This window comes from Mesorhizobium sp. NFR06 (assembly GCF_900115245.1).
Taxonomy (GTDB): domain Bacteria; phylum Pseudomonadota; class Alphaproteobacteria; order Rhizobiales; family Rhizobiaceae; genus Mesorhizobium.
In genome coordinates this window covers 134,919-150,788 of sequence record NZ_FOVT01000001.1, presented here as the reverse complement: position 1 = coordinate 150,788, position 15,870 = coordinate 134,919, and the positions used below count along the sequence as shown (strand labels likewise).

Genomic DNA, 15,870 nt, shown 5'->3' with positions numbered 1-15,870 from the left:
GCTTTGCAAGCTGGCCCGACAAAAAGCGGCGACGCAAGTCCAGCCATCAAGACGCCGGCCTATCGTTTTTTAACGCAATCCCGGACGGCGGCTGCGGCGAAGTCGCCGAGCCTAACCGTTCACATTTTTCCTGGAATTGCTCTGGCCCCGACGACCTTGAGGGCTGGACGCTTCCTGCGGCTTGGCACGCGACCGGCCACCGGCGCGTCGGCGCGCCCCTCGTCCTTCTCCTTCTCGGCGAATAGCCAGTCGATGAAGAGCTGCACGATCGGCGCCGAACGCATCTCGTTGCGACAGACGACGTAGAAATCATCGACCGCCGGCACCGACAAGGTGAAGGGCGCGACGAGCATGCCCCTGGCGAGCAAGGCGCGCGCGGTGACGGAATCGCCGAGCGCCACGCCATGGCCGTGCACGGCGGCTTCCGTCGCCATGCGCGCGTCGCCAAGATGGTGGCGGCGGCCGCGCTCCAGATCGAGCGCGTCGGCGGCGGCCAGCCAGGTGTGCCATTCGCGGCCGTCGTCGCCATGCAGGAAGACGTGGTCGACGAGGTCGCGGACACTGCGGATCGGGCGATTGTTGATTAATGTCGGACTGACCACGGGAAAGAGTTCCAGCCCGGACCATTTGCGCATCCAGCAATCGGTCCAGCCGCCGTCGCCATAGTGCACGCAGACATCGATCTGCGGGGCGCGAATATCGCGGGCGTCGTTGGATGGGATAAGGGTGAGCTGTATGTCGGGATATTGCGCGGTGAAGGAACCGAGCCGCGGCGTCATCCAAAGCAGCAGCAGCGCCGGCACGCACGACACCGAGAGCGCGCCGGCGCTCGCCGGCCGCGTCATGCGCTGGGTGGCGGCGGCGATGCCCTCGAAGGCGGCCGACACCGCCGGCAGGAACTCGGCACCGTGCGGCGTCAGCTTGACGCGCTGGCCGGTGCGCTCGAAGAGCTTTACGCCGAGCGACTGCTCGAGCGCCTTGATCTGGTGGCTGACGGCGCCGTGGGTGACATTGAGCTCACCCGCCGCCTTGGTCAGCGAAGCATGCCGCGCCGTGGCTTCGAAGGCGCGCAACGGATTCAAAGGCGGCAGGCGCTTGGCCATGAAGGGCTCCTACTTTGTGAGATTTTCTCACAACAAAGACCCTAACAATATCAATTGATTTTTCAATGCCGCTGCCCGACACTTTTGCCGGAACAGCTTCAAGAGACGTGGAATCCGCAGGCGCCAGCGGGATAAACATCCGGCCGAACAAATGGCTTGGACAGCGGCCGGCTTGGCAACCATCCACGCGAACAGCGCCGCAAGCAGTCACAGAGGAGGACCGGATATGGGTTACGATCGCGGCAAGCTCGAAGCGTTGCGCCGCAAATATGGCGAGAGCCATGGCGGCGAGATGTTCGACCCGAAATTCCGCAAGGTCGCCGACAAGATCTTCAACAAGTCGGGCACCCGGCTGGCGCCCTATGCCGGCATCCCGACCTTCCTCGCCGCGCCTTACCGCGAAATCGCCGCCGACAATCCGGACTTCGGCGACCTGCAGGTGGCGATGATCGGCGTGCCGATGGACCTCGGCGTCACCAACCGTCCCGGCTCGCGCTTCGGACCACGCGCGCTACGCGCCATCGAACGCATCGGCCCCTACAATCATGTGCTGGAATGCGCGCCGACGCATGAGCTTCGCGTCGCCGACATCGGCGACACGCCGTTCCGCAGCCGCTACCGGCTGGAGATCAGCCATGAGGACATCGAAAAGCGCACCAACCAGATCGTCGATGCCGGAGTGTTGCCGCTTTCGGTCGGCGGCGACCATTCGATCAGCCATCCGATCCTGAAGGCGGTCGGCAAAAAGGCGCCGGTCGGCATGATCCATATCGACGCCCACTGCGACACCAGCGGGCTGTTCGATATGACCAAGTTCCACCACGGTGGGCCGTTCCGCAACGCGGTGCTGGACGGCGTGCTCGATCCCTCACGCACCATCCAGATCGGCATCCGAGGCTCGGCCGAATATCTGTGGGAGTTCACCTATGAGTCCGGCATGACCGTCGTGCACGCCGAGGAAGTGACCGCACTCGGCATCCCCGCCATCATCGAGAAGGCGCGCAGGATCGTCGGCGACGGTCCGACCTACATCTCCTTCGACGTCGACAGCATCGATCCAGCCTTCGCGCCGGGCACCGGCACGCCCGAGGTCGGCGGCCTGACGACGCGCGAGGTGCTTGAATTGCTGCGCGGCCTCAAGGGCCTCAACATCGTCGGCGGCGACGTCGTCGAGGTGGCGCCGCAATATGACGCGACCACCAACACCGCCCATGTCGGCGCCCAGGTGCTGTTCGAGATCCTGAGCCTGATGGTGTTCAGCCCGGCGATCAGGAAGGGCTGATGCCTCACGCAATTCCGGACGGAAAACCGCGTCTCCTGGAATTGCTCTACCAATACGGCCGCCGCGCTGGAGCCGGCGGCCGGTTTCAACAACAAGCTTCCAGCAGGGGAATGACAATGACTCTTCGTAACGCACTGAAATCCGCCATCACGGCAGCCGTAATGCTCGGCGCCGCCGCCCTCGCCACGCAGGCCAAGGCCGACGCCGTCGACGACATCACCAAGGCCGGCGCCATCAATGTCGGCATCTTCTCGGACTTCCCGCCCTTCTCCTCGGCCAGCGCCGATATGAGCATCAAGGGCTACGACATCGACGTCGCGCAGGCGATCGCCGATTCCTTGAAGGTGAAGCTCAACCTGGTCAGCGTCACCGGCCAGAACCGCATTCCGTACCTCACCGACAAGCGCGTCGATATCCTGATGAGCGTCGGCTACTCCAAGGAGCGTGAGCAGGTGATCGACTTCGCCGCCGCTTACGCGCCCTACTACATCGCCGTCATCGGCCCGAAAGCAACGGCGGTCAAAGGCAAGGAAGACCTCGCCGACAAGTCGATCGCCGTCAACCGCGGCACGCTGGAGGATACCTCGCTCACCGAAGCGGCGCCGGCTTCGGCCGACATCCGCCGTTTCGACAACTACAATTCCGTCATCCAGGCCTTCATCTCGGGCCAGACCCAGTTGATGGTGGTCGGCAACGACGTCGGCGCACAGGTGCTGGCCAAGCAGGACGCGCTTGCACCTGAGCAGAAATTCCAACTGCTCACCTCGCCCTCGCATATCGGCCTCAACAAGAACGAGGACCGGCTGAAGAAGGCGGTGAACGACGCCGTCGCCAAGATGCTGGCCGATGGCAAGCTGGACGAAAGCTCGAAGGCCTGGCTGAAGACGCCGCTCAATCCTGACAACCTCAAGGATTGATCCTCGGAGCGGTTCGGGCACCCAAGAAGCACTGAACCGCTCTTTTTCGGCAGGCGCTTCCAACAAGGTCAATCGCCATGGGCTACAGCCTCGACTTCGGCTGGCTTGCGGGTGCCGTGGGCGCGATAGCGCGCGGCGCGGCGACGACGATCCTTCTGATCGCCGTCACCACGCTGGCCGGAACCTTCCTCAGCATCCTCGGCGCCGCCAGCAAAAGAAACGGCCCGAAGCCGCTTCGGCTGGCGATCGCGTCCTATGTCGAGGTGATGCGCAACACGCCGTTCCTGGTGCAGCTGTTCTTCATCTTCTTCGGCCTGCCAAGCCTCGGCATCAGGCTCGATCCGATCCTGGCCGCCATGCTGGCGATGACGCTCAACATGGCGGCCTATACGATCGAGATCGTCGGCGCCGGGCTCGACGCCGTGCCGCGCGGACAGACGGAAGCCGCGCTGGCGCTTGGCCTCAGGCCGCGCCAGGTGTTCGTCAAGATCGTGCTGCCGCAAGCGCTCAAGGTGATCTACCCGGCGCTGACCAGCCAGATCGTGATCATGATGCTGGAATCGGCCGTGGTGTCGCAGATTGCGGTGCGCGAGCTGACCTACGAGGCCGACATGCTGCAGGCCCGCACCTTTCGCGCCTTCGAAACCTATTTCGTGGTGACCATGGTCTATCTCGGCCTGTCGATGGGGTTGCGCCGGCTGCTGGTCGGCGGCGGACGCCGCGTTCTGGGGGCCGGCGTGTCATGATCGAATTCACCTTCTGGGACATAATGCGCAACCTGCTGCTCGCCGCGCGCTGGACGGTGCTGTTGTCGCTTGCCGCCTTCGTCGGCGGCGCGCTGGTCGGGCTGGTGGTGCTGTTCTTGCGCATCGCCAAGACCAAATGGATCAAGCGGATCGCATCCGGCTATATCGCGCTGTTCCAGGGCACGCCGCTCCTGATGCAGCTGTTCCTGATGTTCTTCGGCCTGCCGATGCTTGGGCTGCGGATCGAGCCGTGGACGGCGGCGGCGCTCGGGCTGACTTTTTTCGCCAGCGCCTATCTGGCCGAGATCTGGCGCAGCGGCGTCGACGCGTTGCCGCGCGGACAGTGGGACGCCGGCGCCAGCCTCGGGCTGCATTACCTGCAGGAGCTCAGGCTGATCATCCTGCCGCAGGCGTTCTCGATCACCCGCGCGCCGACCGTCGGCTTCCTGGTGCAGTTGATCAAATCGACGGCGCTGACCTCGATCATCGGCTTCGAGGAGCTGGTCAGGACCTCGAACGCCATCAACAACGCCACCTTCGAACCGTTCAAGGTCTACGGACTGGTGGCGCTGATCTTCTTCGTCATGTGCTTTCCGCTAACGCAATATGCACGTTCGCTGGAGAAGCGCGCGGCGGCGCGCTGAGCCGCGGGCATGGAGCGTTGACCGGTATCGACGCCGACCACAAGCCAGAAAGCTGTCCCTGCGGTCAGCGTTCGAATGTCCCTTCGGCCATTTGATGGCATCAGGCTTCGTCAGCTTCTGACCCTAAGCGGTCATAGACTACGGCGAGTTCGACCGGACGTCAGGCCGGCGGAAAGCTGCCATTTGGATGGTCGATCCAAGCTCGATGCCCGGTTGCGCGCCTCAAGGGCGGAGCACTTTGGCGTAGCCCAGCAACCGCTCATTCCTCGGGCCAGCCAGCCAGCCGCCACCCTTCCGCAAACATGTCGAGCAGTCGCGGACTGTGGCGCAGCGGGTGGCTTGCCTTCATGACGGCGATCGAGACGCGGGGATTTGCCGCCCGCAGCTTAGCGATTGCATCGCGTGCGGTCGATGGATCCCGACCGTCAGGAGGAACCGAGCATCACAGCGATGCTCACGCCGCAAAGACAACTGCTACCTGCGAGCGACCAGGACATGAGCCTCTTGGGGGAACGTCAACTCGCCTCCACTTGAATAGATTGCCAGCGAGGAACTTAGATCACCCGTGATCGCTGTGATTACTGCGTCGCGATGTCCGGCGTCCATTCCGCTCACCAGTCCAGCCTGGGGAGTTGCTGCTAGCTGTAGTCGCACGTATTCCTTTGGCGAGGGGAATCGGATGCTCTGGGTAATCGTGTGGACGGTCACATGGCGAAAGCCCGCGCCAGCCACTAGTCGGTAAAGCTCGTCAGCATCGGCGAGCGAATGCTCGGACCGTTTGGTTGCCGAAGCGCCTGGCCCGACATGTCGGTCCAAGGCATCTGCCAGAGCCTTCGCCGCAGGAGTGTGGTCAATAGCGCTGAAAACGCTTAAGGCCAATCGGCCGTTAGGCACCAGCACCCGGAACATTTCACGTAGCGCACCCGATCGGTCCGGGAAAAACTGCAGTCCGAGTTGGCAAAGAACCAGATCGAAGGTGGAGTCGGTGAACGGCATTTCGAGCGCGCTTCCCTCGCACCAGTCAATACGCGGTCCAGCGCCCGTCGGGAGCGATCGAGCAACGGCAAGCATGCCCGTATTGATGTCGAGGCCGACGACCTGCCCCCCTCCCATACGCTCGGCCGCAACGCGTGCCACCACGCCGGTGCCGCAGGCCAGGTCCAGAACCCGCTCACCAGATTGAGGCGCAGCACGATCCACCAGGTCGGCTGCCCACCGGGCGGTAATTGCTGGGACCAAGTAACGCTCGTAGAGTTCCGCGGCGCTGCCTTCCAGCTGCCACTGCTCCTGCTGGGCCATAGAGTCCCTCCGGCACAACCGCCGCTCGGGCAACGGGCCCGACCAGAGCTTTAAACAGCAATCATAAAGCGCGTGTAAGTCAACCGGCAACCAGTGTGGAAACAGAGCAGAACGCTGGAAGCGTCCGCTCACCCACCCCTGACGAGACCTCAACTCCTGTCTCGGCGAATGCCCGGAAATGGCGATAGCTGTCCATTCCGGTCGCCGGCTCAAACGGTACAATCTTGAGCCGTAGGACGTCTGCGGCCGAACGTTTCGTCTGATCGATCTGTCCGAGATGGGCCTGACACGAAGCGATGTAGCAGTGTAACCACCAGTGGAGGAGGTCGACATGCTGAAACGCTTCGAGGGCTTCCGCGTGCCGCCTCAGGCTTCGTCAGCTTCTGACCCAATGCGGACATTGCCATGGCGCATGGAAGCGGCGCGCGGACGCAATGCGCTGGTTCAGAAGCAGACCGCGCGAGGCTGCGTTTCCCATCTAGAGCAAAGAATCTCCTAGAGCGCATCGCCGACTACCTTTGGTGAAATGACGGAATCCATAGCCTCCGCACACCGAATGGAGTAGTGTGTCTCATAAATCGGTCTGCGAGCGAACGTCGCCCGGAGGTTTGTCGTGACCGTCACCACGCGAATACGGTTGCTGATGGCCTCGCTGAGGGTCACGCCCCTCGGAATGGGCTCGAATTGGCTCGTCTGCGTTGCTGCGCTCGTTGCGTGCATTTTCTGGCTCGGAATTGCTGGTGATGTGGCGGCCGCAGGGCCGCTTCATGATGCTGCTCGGGAGGGCGATGCCGGCAAGGTTGCCGAACTCCTGGCACAAGGTGCCGATGTGAACGATCGCGACGAGAGCCGTCAGACACCGCTGATCGATGCGGCGCTCGCCGGTAGGACCGAGGTCGCGGTTGTGTTGATCGAGGCGAAGGCCGACATCGAAGCCCGCAACGACCGCGGCTTCACTGCGCTTCATGCGGCAGCCTATTCAGGAAGCCTGGACATAGCAAAATTGCTACTCGATCATGGGGCGGAGGTCGACGCGCTTAGCACGCACAAGATCACGCCGCTGCATGTGGCAGCGGAAGAGAATCAGACGGCCATTGCCGAGCTGTTGATCGCGCGCGGTGCACAGGTCGAGGCCATCCAGGAATACGGGTACACGCCTCTCAGCCGCGCGACATTCTTTCAGAGCAACGACGTGATGGTCCTGCTCAAGAAGCACGGCGCAAAATGCCAATCCCAAGAAACGATGGGGTCGTCGCACAAGGTGTGCATTGCCCTCGGCAACTGACATCGAGAAGGGGATACGAACCATGACAGAGAACCGTTCCAGAACGTTTGAAAGTTTGCTTTGTGCGGGAGTAGCCGCCGCCTCCCTTCTGCTCTTCGGGACCGGTGGATCCTACGCCGGCGACGGGGTGAATACCGGATACTTCGATAACGTCGCCATACTGGGTTATGATCCGGTAGCATATTTCACCGACGGTCGCGCGACGATGGGTTCGCCCAAGATCTCGAAGAAGTGGCTGGGAGCGACGTGGTACTTCGCCAGCGTGCAACACCGGGATGCCTTTGTTTCCGAGCCGGTGCGTTATGCCCCTCAGTTCGGCGGCTTCTGCACCGCGGGAATGTCAGTGAAGGAGGCATCCGCGAACCTTGACCCGGAAGCCTTCCGCATCGTCGATGGCAAGCTCTTCCTGTTCTCCGGAAGGGAGGGCCTGGAGGAAGACTTCGATGCCAACCCGGCGCCTGTCATTGCGAAGGCAGAAGCCGAATGGCCTGCGGTCGAAGCGAAGGAATTCGAGGCTAGAGCGGCCTCCAAGTAGCTCCGGCGCGATGTCGCGAGCCCCGCAAGTCGAATGACGCCCGTCACGGAGACACCGAGAAATACCAGACGGTGACGGAGTCCGGCCAAGCGTACTCGTCCTGCGTTTCGCTGCTCCCCCGGGGATTGCGATAGACCGGGGCGCAGAACTTGCGGCCGAGCAAGGTCGCGGTGGATTGCGTGCAGAAGAGATCGCCATCCACGCTGTACGCCCCGGTGATGATGCTGCTTTGCGAGCTCAGTGCGAAATCTCCATTTGCACTCAGCTCCATGACGAACGCCGCGCCATTGTATTGATGTCCTACCCATGTACGATCGCCCGCTAAGGCTCGTATCGCGGCGGCGCCCAGACGGTCCTCCTCCCGCCCGCGAAAATCGAAGCTCCGCTCGGGAACCCCCGCGGCGCGAAGGGCGTCCAACCGGTGATCGAGGTCCTCTTGCCGCCGATGGTGGGCGTAAACGATACGATAACCAGCGAGGTTCTGCTCGGGTATCTTTTTCAGGATTGCTGTAGCCGCATCGTGCGCCTCGGCCATGCGGCCCAGCCGCGCATTTGCCATGGCCAGCGTTTCGAGACCAAGGTCGCTGCGCTCTTCCGGCTGGACCTCGCCCAGCGCCTTCAGGGCCTTCTCGTACTGATGGTTCATGTAGAGCACGAAGCCGTAGTAGTCGAAGACCTGGGCGCGCGGCTTGGGATCGAGCCGCAACACGCGTTCCATCGCTGCCAACGCCTCCGCGTTCTGTCCTGCGTAGGTCAGCACGATCGCCCGATTGAGCTCCGCCTCCGCGCCGTTCGGGTCCAGCGCGACGGCTTTCTGGACCGACGCGATCGCCTGGTCCCATGCGCCGTCCAGCATCTGCAGGATGCCGAGCACGGCATAGGCGCGCGCAGATTGCGGATTGAGCTCCAGCGCCCGCCCTGCCGCTTCGTAGGCGCGCTGGCGAGCGACGGCGCTGAGCATGAGCACCTGGTAGTCGAAGCCGAGCACGTCCACCGTGGCACGGGCATAGCCCGAGTAAGCATCCGCAAACGCAGGATCGAGCTTAATCGCCTTTTGATACAGGGACAGGGTCTCTCCGAGAGACCTGTTGTCGACCACATAAACCTTCTGCTCGGCACGGGTGTAGAAATCGTATGCCTCCAGACTTCGCGTGGGGAGGCGAGCAATCTGCGCTCTTTCGCCTTCCGTCAGACGCACCGAAAGTGCCTCAACGATCCGCCCGATCACTTCGTCTTGAACTGCAAATATCCTGGAGTAGTCGCGGTCGTAACGCTCGGCCCAGATGTTGCTCCCCGTTTGGGCATCAATGAGCTGGACATTGATGCGGACTAGATCTTCCTCCCGCCGGACGCTGCCCTCGACCACGTAACGGACGTTCAACTGCGCCGCGATCTCGTCGACGTCGAGGGATCGATCCTTGAAGGAGAACGCGGAGTTGCGTGCGATGACGAGGAGCCCGGAGATCTTCGAGAGATCGGTGATGAGATCATCTGCGAGCCCGTCGGCAAAATAATCCTGGCCCGCCCTCTCGCTAAGATCGGCAAACGGCAGCACGGCGATGGACGGCTTGCCGGCTGACGAACCGACCGGGTTTGAACCGTGACCGGGCAGGAGGGCAATCGCTTGCGGCCAGAGCATCACCGCAATCCCCGCTATCAGAGCCAGGACGAGCGCCGTGGCGCCCATCACAGGCCATCGCCGAGAGCGCGACTTGCTGGCTTCTCCGGTCTGTTCCAGCAGAACCCGGTAGGCGCGGACCCGCTCTGGAATGTTCTTGAGACGCTGTTCGCCGAGCGACTTGAAGGTCAGGCCGAGCTTGTTGTGAGCCTGATCGTAGGCCGTTCCCGAGATAACAATGCCGCCAGGATCGCTCAGTCCTTCCAGGCGGGCCGCGATGTTGACGCCGTCGCCGTAGAAATCGTCCTGGTCGATGATGACGTCACCAAGGTTGATCCCGATGCGGAACACGAGTTGGGTATCTTCGGGAAGACCGAGGTTCTGCTGCGCGGCGACCCGTTGGATTTCAACGGCGCAGGCTACGGCATCGACGACGCTCTCGAACGCGACTAAAGCGCCGTCGCCCATGAGCTTGACGATGCGGCCATGGTAGCCCTCGATCGAGGGTTCGATGAATTCGCGCCGGAGCGCCTTGAGCCGAGAGAGTGTGCTCGTCTCGTCCAGCCCCATCAGCCGGCTGTACCCCACCACGTCGGCGGCGAGGATAGCGACCAACTTCCGTTCCAGATGTTGAGCCTGTTCCACTGGATAGAATTATATGGAAAGCCCAATGACAAGACCATACACACCGGCCTACGAGAGCTAGCAGCAAACAGTCCCTTCTCCGATTAGGTACGTTACAAAATCGGCTACGAGCGTTCGCCTTGAATTCCGCAAAGGTGATGTTCGACGGAATGTCGGCTCCTGGCGCAACTCGGTCGTTGAAGTGAGCTCTTACACCGCCTGGAAGCGGACTCTGGCAGTCCGGCAGTGCGCATCCCTTCGATCATGATCTGGGCGTCCGCCGGGTTTTTGTAGGGTTCGCCCTTCATCGTGTCACTAACGGTTGTATTCGGTCGAATGTCGAGCGCGCGCGACTTCGGCGTTGGCCTCGGATACCCGGCCAAGTTGAGCGTGGCAGATTGCCTGCATGGTGGCAACGTCGCGAAAGATTGGTTTTCTGTCTTACGTCCTAGCGATCGGAAGGACCAACTAGTGCCAGAAGCGGTTACGTGCTCACATTGGGCGTCGCTTGGGAGCTCCGCAGGACCGGTTACTCTAGTCCCGCCTTGCGCATACCATCGGTTATGTGTTCGAGATCGGACCGATCTCGCCACCATTTCCTGATGGCATCAGGCTTCGTCAGCTTCTGACCCTGAACTGCCCTCCATCAGCCCATTTCGCTGCCCGAAACCCTACACATTCGCGGCAACCGGCACCGATGGCGCTACCTGCTCGTTCCGATCGACGAGACGAATGGCAATACTCCACCCGAAGCGGTAGTTTGTTGAAGGTACTAAGCGTTAGATTTTCGCCACTAGATGACGATCACCTTGGCGCCGATTTCGGCGCGATTGTAGAGGTCGATGATGTCTTGGTTCATAAGGCGGATGCAGCCCGCCGAGACGGCCTTGCCGATCGACCACCACTCAGGGCTTCCGTGCAGGCGATAACCGGTGTCGCCGCCTTCGTTGAAGAGGTAGAGCGCCCGGGCGCCTAGTGGGTTCTTGAGCCCGCTCCCCATATAGGCCGGTATGACGCGGCCGTTCTCCCTCCTCTCGCGCACGATCATCTCCGGCGGCGCATGCCAGTCAGGCCATTCGCGTTTCCTCGTGACATGCGCCGTGCCGTGCCACTCGAAGCCTTGCTTGCCGACACCGATGCCGTAGCGAAGAGCCTTGCCGTCCCCCAACACGTAGTAAAGAAATTTCGCCCCCGTATCGACGATCATGGTGCCGGGCTGTTCGCCAGTCTCATAAGGCACGATCTGACGAATGTACTTGCGGTCGACCCTGTAGATCGGGACCGGGGGTATGCGATAGCCGGCATCGGTGATGCCGCCATAGTCCGACGAGAAGACTTTGTAGGCTCCGCCGGTGACACAGCCGGAAAGTGCGACCGCCACGGGGAGCCCTATCCCGATTAGGAGCGGTTTCGCGCGCATGAGAAGAAGCCCGGTAGCCTAACCAATTATAGCACGTCTCTATCACAAGACGACACAGGTTCTCCATCCGGAGCTGAAAGTCCAACGGCCGCTTCTGGCGCGACCAAGCCGGCCGCCGCATTGGGCTCGACTGCGTAGCCGCTGGGCGTTCTACGTCGTGGTCGGATGGAAGAATCCACTGTCATGATCGCAGCAAGTCGACGCTGAACGTGCTTTTCGACCATGCCTGGATCTCAGAGGAAAACACCCCAGTAGCATATGCCTATGTGCTAATTTAGCAGTCGGCACCGTCATGTGCTACAGGGTTAGCGATTGAGGGGTCAGGAAAAAAGCCCGTGGCGTGCCAGTTTCATCCGCGACGCGGCTAGCGGAACCGGAACATTGAATGACGTCTTGGATTATCGGAGGAGACTTGAGGAGCAACCGTTTGTTTCCGGTCTCACGACCATCCCTGTGCTCGACTTGAATTTCCGCTCTTGCAGGTTAGCAGGTCCAAACTGCGGGTCTGTCCTCGGCCCCACGCAAGCCGTACCGCAGGAACGTGCAAGAAGCAGCCGTAGTGGAGCGAAAGCGGAGGCTCCTGCTCCTGCCTCATCAGGACTTCCGGGCCGTGGCGATAGGCGCGGTCTTTCGTTCCTTTACTTTGCCGGCCTGGGCCTTAGCGGCCGAAAAAAGGCTCGGATGTCCTCGACCAGGAGTTCGGGTTGCTCGATCGCCGCGAAATGACCTCCCTTCGGCATGTCGGTCCAGCGATCGATACGGAAGACTCGCTCGACCCAGGAGCGAGGTGGCATGGGAAGCTCTCGGGGGAAGACTGCAACGCCGAGGGGCGGTGCAATTCGCTCCCCTGGGCCGAAGATCAGGGGGCAGAGGCGGTTTTCTTTGTAAATCCTGAGCGAGGCTTCGATCGTGTTGCCGAACCAGTAGAGCGAGATGTCGGTCAGCAGCGTGTCCAGAGGGATCGCGCGTTCGAGTTCGCCCCCGCAGTCGCTCCAGCTGCGGAACTTCTCGGCAATCCATGCGGCCAGCCCGATTGGGGAATCTGTCAGTGCAAAGGCCAGCGTCTGGGGTTTGGTCCCCTGCAGAAAAGCGTAGGCCCCCTCCGTCGCGGCGAAATTTGCCGCAGCGTCGAGGAATGCCTTCTCCTCCGGCGTGACAGGTGGGTCGTGGCGACCGAGGGTCGGGCGAAAACTGCCCGGAATGTAATTCAGGTGCAATCCGATAAGGTCCCCCGGATAAAGCCGAGCGAGCCAGGTCGAGACGCCGGCGCCGATGTCGCCACCTTGTGCGGCGAAGCGATCATATCCCAGTTCGCGCATCAGGCCGCGCCACAGCTTCGCGACATGTTTTGAGCTGACGCCGGCCTGATGCGGCGGGGACGAGAAGCCGAAACCCGGAAGCGATGGTGCGACGACATCGAAGGCGTCCTCGGCATCCCCGCCATATTTGGCAGGATCCGTGAGCAGCGGAATGACATGCTCGAACTCGGCGAAGGAGCCGGGCCAGCCATGAGTGAGGATCAACGGCAACGGCGCTGGCCCCTTGCCTTTCCGGTGAACGAAATGGATGTCGCACCCGTCTATCGTGACCTTGAACTGAGGCAACAGGTTGAGACGTTCTTCGTGATCGCGCCACCTGAAATCATGTTCCCAATAAAGCGAAAGCTTTCTGAGGAAATCGATGTCGGTACCGTCTTCCCATCCGTATGCGAAGATCGACGATGGCCACCTTGCCGATTGGATACGACGCTGCAGGTGCTCGATCTGTTCATCGGGGATGTGGATGTGGAAGGAATGCACGGCCATGGATGTTGCTCCGGTCAATGGCGTCCAATTGAGCGGGTTCTGACCCAAAAGCGGACGCTTGTTTTCGTAACAAGATAGCGGCAGCTTTGCGCCGATGTCGGCCGTTGAGGACACCTTTTCCACTGCCCAAGAGCAGTCGTCGCCGACAGTGAAACTGTAGGGCAAGGTTGCGCCATTGCGGACCTGCACAGATCGTGGCGCCTGTGTCGGTTTTTAGCACTGCCAATTCCGGACATCAGTTTTGGACGCAGGCGCGGTCGGCCTGCCAAAAGAGCCAAGCGGTTCCGGCGGAGGCGCAGGTTCGGTTAATCGAACCGTTTCCGAACCACAAATCCCTCCTGGTGATACCCAGGGCGGCGCGCCAGCGGGATTTACATATGGCACGTACTGCTGAACCTGATACTCTAGGCTTCTCTGAAAATCCGGATTTCCTCATGGAGCGCCGGCTTACTGCGATCCTCGCCGCCGATGTGGTTGGCTACAGCCGCCTCATGGGGCTGGATGAGGCTGGAACGCTGTCGGCTCTGAAGACGCATCGGCGCGAGATGGCCGACGCCAAGATCGCCGAGCACCAGGGCCGCATCGTCAAGCTCACCGGTGACGGCATGCTTGTCGAGTTTCCGAGCGTGGTGAACGCCGTTGCCTGTGCCACGGAGATCCAGCGCAAGATGCGCGAGCGCAACGTCGAAGTGGCGGAGGATCGTCGCATCGAGTTCCGCATCGGCATCCATCTCGGCGACATCATCTTCGAGGACAACGACATCTATGGCGACGGCGTCAACATCGCGGCGCGCATCGAAAGCATCGCCAGGCCGGGCGGCGTCGCAGTGTCCGGGTCGGTCCGCGACAATGTCGGCAACCGGCTCGATCTGACGTTCGAGGACACCGGCGAGCAGGCGCTCAAGAACATCGACCGGCCGGTCAGGGTCTACAACGTCAACCTCTTCCAGGCCGCTCCGCCGCCACGCGTGACGAGCGGCGCTGCGCAACCCAAGTCGGGGCCGGCGAAGGAAAAGCCGTCGATCGCCGTCCTTCCCTTCAACAACATGAGCGGCGACCCCGAGCAGGAATACTTTTCCGACGGCATCACCGAGGACATCATCACCGACCTGTCGAAGATCTCGGGGCTGCACGTCATCGCCCGCAACACGGTGTTCACCTACAAGGGCAAGCCTATCAGAGTACAGCAGGCAGCACAGGAACTCGGCGTCAGATTTGTTCTGGAGGGTAGCGTGCGCAAGGTTGGGTCGCGCGTGCGCGTCACCGGACAGCTCATCGACGGTGCGGATGGCGGGCACGTCTGGGCCGACCGCTACGATCGCGATCTGACCGATATTTTTGCGATCCAGGACGAGATCACTCACACCATCGTCGACCAGCTGAAGGTCAAGCTGCTGCCGGAAGAAAAAGAGGCGATCGAGCTGGCGCCGACTGAGAATGTCGAGGCCTATACTTACTATCTCAGGGGGCGGGAGTTTTTCCACCGCGGTTCGAAATCATATTACAGGCTGGGCAGGCGAATGTTCGCCATGGCGATCGAACTCGACCCGCTCTATGCGCGCGCCTATGCCGGTACCGCCGATTGCGACTCGTTCCTCTTTCTCGACTATAGCGAGGAGGTTTCGCTCGAGGGCATCCTCGCCAACGCTGCGAGGGCGCTCGAGATCGACAGCGGTCTGGCCGAAGCGCACGCCTCCCGCGGACTCGCCTTGGCGGTCGGCCAACGCTACAAGGAGGCCGAAACGGCGTTTGAACGGGCGATCGCAGGCAATCCCAATCTGTTCGAAGCGCATTACTTCTACGCCCGCTGCTGCTTCGCACAGGGTAAGCTGGAGACGGCCGCCACTCACTGGGAGCGCGCGGCCGAGATCGACCCCAATGACTATCAGTCATCGATGTTGCTCGTGCAGGTCTATCGCTCGCTCGGGCGAAATGTCGACAGATTGGAGACGGCTCGCAGAGCCCTCGAGCGCGCGGAGCGGCAACTGGCGAGGAACCCTGAAAATGCCCGGCCCGCCTATCTCGGCGCCAACGCACTCTTAGAATTGGGAGAGTTCGATCGGGCAAAGGAGTGGGCGGCGCGCGCGCAGGCCATCGATCCCGACGACGTCCTGACCCAATACAACCTTGCTTGCTTTCATAGCATGCTTGGCGATCGCGATCGGGCGTTCGACTTGCTCGAAAGGGTGATGCCGCGGGCCCACCATGAAATGAAGGCTTGGGTTCTGCACGACTCCGATTTCGACCTGCTTCACAACGATCCACGCTGGCAGAAGGTGCTCGATCTCACCACCTAATACGGTTGATCGGCGATGATCGAGCGCACCGAAGCGGCAAGCTTTCCAGGTGTTGCCAGACTAACAGGTCAAAAACGTGTGAGGGTACAGACCGTGACGGCCCCTTCGTGAGCGGCCGAAGCCGGGGCGCCGCCGCGGTAGTTGCCGACCTAGGGTTATCTTTGGGTCCCGACGCAGACCATCGCCTCAGTGCGCTTGAGGGTCTGCGTCAGGTCAGATCAAGCCACCAGTCGAACAGGAGGGGTCCGCACTAGCTTTGTGGCCCTAAAGCTGCCCGTCTGCTGACGGCGCAATA

At 61.7% G+C, this 15,870-nt stretch carries 12 protein-coding genes; 7 read left to right on the top strand and 5 right to left on the bottom strand.

The window, feature by feature from the left end:
* Positions 1-119 precede the first annotated feature (119 nt).
* On the bottom strand, positions 120-1,103 hold the full coding sequence (gcvA, locus tag F3H96_RS00755) for a transcriptional regulator GcvA (RefSeq protein ID WP_149790029.1): 984 nt from the start codon (positions 1,101-1,103) through the stop codon (positions 120-122).
* Between the two features lie 226 nt (positions 1,104-1,329).
* Between gcvA and speB the strand changes: the two genes are divergently transcribed.
* The 4 genes from speB (at position 1,330) to F3H96_RS00735 (ending at position 4,692) form a co-directional block, all read left to right on the top strand.
* Positions 1,330-2,385, top strand: a complete 1,056-nt coding sequence (gene speB, locus F3H96_RS00750; RefSeq protein WP_149790028.1) for an agmatinase — start codon at positions 1,330-1,332, stop codon at positions 2,383-2,385.
* 116 nt (positions 2,386-2,501) lie between these two features.
* Positions 2,502-3,302, top strand: coding sequence for a transporter substrate-binding domain-containing protein (locus F3H96_RS00745; protein WP_149790027.1), 801 nt, complete (start codon positions 2,502-2,504; stop codon positions 3,300-3,302).
* A gap of 77 nt (positions 3,303-3,379) precedes the next feature.
* Positions 3,380-4,048: an amino acid ABC transporter permease gene (locus F3H96_RS00740; protein ID WP_149790026.1), complete on the top strand. Its 669-nt coding sequence runs from the start codon at positions 3,380-3,382 to the stop codon at positions 4,046-4,048.
* Positions 4,045-4,692, top strand: a complete 648-nt coding sequence (locus tag F3H96_RS00735; RefSeq protein ID WP_149790025.1) for an amino acid ABC transporter permease — start codon at positions 4,045-4,047, stop codon at positions 4,690-4,692. Before F3H96_RS00740 ends, F3H96_RS00735 begins: the two co-directional genes overlap by 4 nt.
* Positions 4,693-5,166: 474 nt before the next feature.
* On the opposite strand, the gene F3H96_RS00730 is transcribed toward F3H96_RS00735, so the two are convergent.
* Entirely contained in the window at positions 5,167-5,991 is an 825-nt protein-coding gene (locus tag F3H96_RS00730; protein ID WP_149790024.1) for a methyltransferase domain-containing protein, read from the bottom strand.
* Between the two features lie 613 nt (positions 5,992-6,604).
* Here F3H96_RS00730 and F3H96_RS00725 point away from each other — a divergent pair.
* Together F3H96_RS00725 and F3H96_RS00720 are read left to right on the top strand one after the other, a co-directional pair.
* Positions 6,605-7,276 carry an ankyrin repeat domain-containing protein gene (locus tag F3H96_RS00725; RefSeq protein ID WP_244619869.1) on the top strand — a complete coding sequence of 224 codons (672 nt, stop codon included), beginning with the start codon at positions 6,605-6,607 and terminating at the stop codon, positions 7,274-7,276.
* 22 nt (positions 7,277-7,298) lie between these two features.
* Entirely contained in the window at positions 7,299-7,811 is a 513-nt protein-coding gene (locus tag F3H96_RS00720; protein ID WP_149790023.1) for a YHS domain-containing (seleno)protein, read from the top strand.
* A 43-nt stretch (positions 7,812-7,854) separates the two neighbouring features.
* On the opposite strand, the gene F3H96_RS00715 is transcribed toward F3H96_RS00720, so the two are convergent.
* From F3H96_RS00715 to F3H96_RS00705, 3 genes are all read right to left on the bottom strand, one after another.
* Positions 7,855-10,044: an adenylate/guanylate cyclase domain-containing protein gene (locus F3H96_RS00715; RefSeq protein WP_244619868.1), complete on the bottom strand. Its 2,190-nt coding sequence runs from the start codon at positions 10,042-10,044 to the stop codon at positions 7,855-7,857.
* Between the two features lie 802 nt (positions 10,045-10,846).
* Positions 10,847-11,473, bottom strand: coding sequence for a L,D-transpeptidase (locus tag F3H96_RS00710; RefSeq protein WP_149790022.1), 627 nt, complete (start codon positions 11,471-11,473; stop codon positions 10,847-10,849).
* A 638-nt stretch (positions 11,474-12,111) separates the two neighbouring features.
* The gene (locus tag F3H96_RS00705; protein ID WP_348530040.1) at positions 12,112-13,467 is read right to left on the bottom strand and encodes an epoxide hydrolase family protein; all 1,356 of its coding nucleotides are present in this window, start codon (positions 13,465-13,467) and stop codon (positions 12,112-12,114) included.
* Between the two features lie 245 nt (positions 13,468-13,712).
* Between F3H96_RS00705 and F3H96_RS00700 the strand changes: the two genes are divergently transcribed.
* Complete coding sequence (locus F3H96_RS00700) at positions 13,713-15,575, top strand: adenylate/guanylate cyclase domain-containing protein (protein ID WP_149790021.1); 1,863 nt, start codon at positions 13,713-13,715, stop codon at positions 15,573-15,575.
* The last annotated feature ends 295 nt before the right edge of the window (positions 15,576-15,870 follow it).

Coding starts and splice junctions, on each gene's coding strand:
- gcvA (WP_149790029.1), bottom strand. CDS start 1,103: ATGGCCAAGCGCCTGCCGCCTTTGAATCCGTTGCGCGCCTTCGAAGCC.
- speB (WP_149790028.1), top strand. CDS start 1,330: ATGGGTTACGATCGCGGCAAGCTCGAAGCGTTGCGCCGCAAATATGGC.
- F3H96_RS00745 (WP_149790027.1), top strand. CDS start 2,502: ATGACTCTTCGTAACGCACTGAAATCCGCCATCACGGCAGCCGTAATG.
- F3H96_RS00740 (WP_149790026.1), top strand. CDS start 3,380: ATGGGCTACAGCCTCGACTTCGGCTGGCTTGCGGGTGCCGTGGGCGCG.
- F3H96_RS00735 (WP_149790025.1), top strand. CDS start 4,045: ATGATCGAATTCACCTTCTGGGACATAATGCGCAACCTGCTGCTCGCC.
- F3H96_RS00730 (WP_149790024.1), bottom strand. CDS start 5,991: ATGGCCCAGCAGGAGCAGTGGCAGCTGGAAGGCAGCGCCGCGGAACTC.
- F3H96_RS00720 (WP_149790023.1), top strand. CDS start 7,299: ATGACAGAGAACCGTTCCAGAACGTTTGAAAGTTTGCTTTGTGCGGGA.
- F3H96_RS00710 (WP_149790022.1), bottom strand. CDS start 11,473: ATGCGCGCGAAACCGCTCCTAATCGGGATAGGGCTCCCCGTGGCGGTC.
- F3H96_RS00700 (WP_149790021.1), top strand. CDS start 13,713: ATGGAGCGCCGGCTTACTGCGATCCTCGCCGCCGATGTGGTTGGCTAC.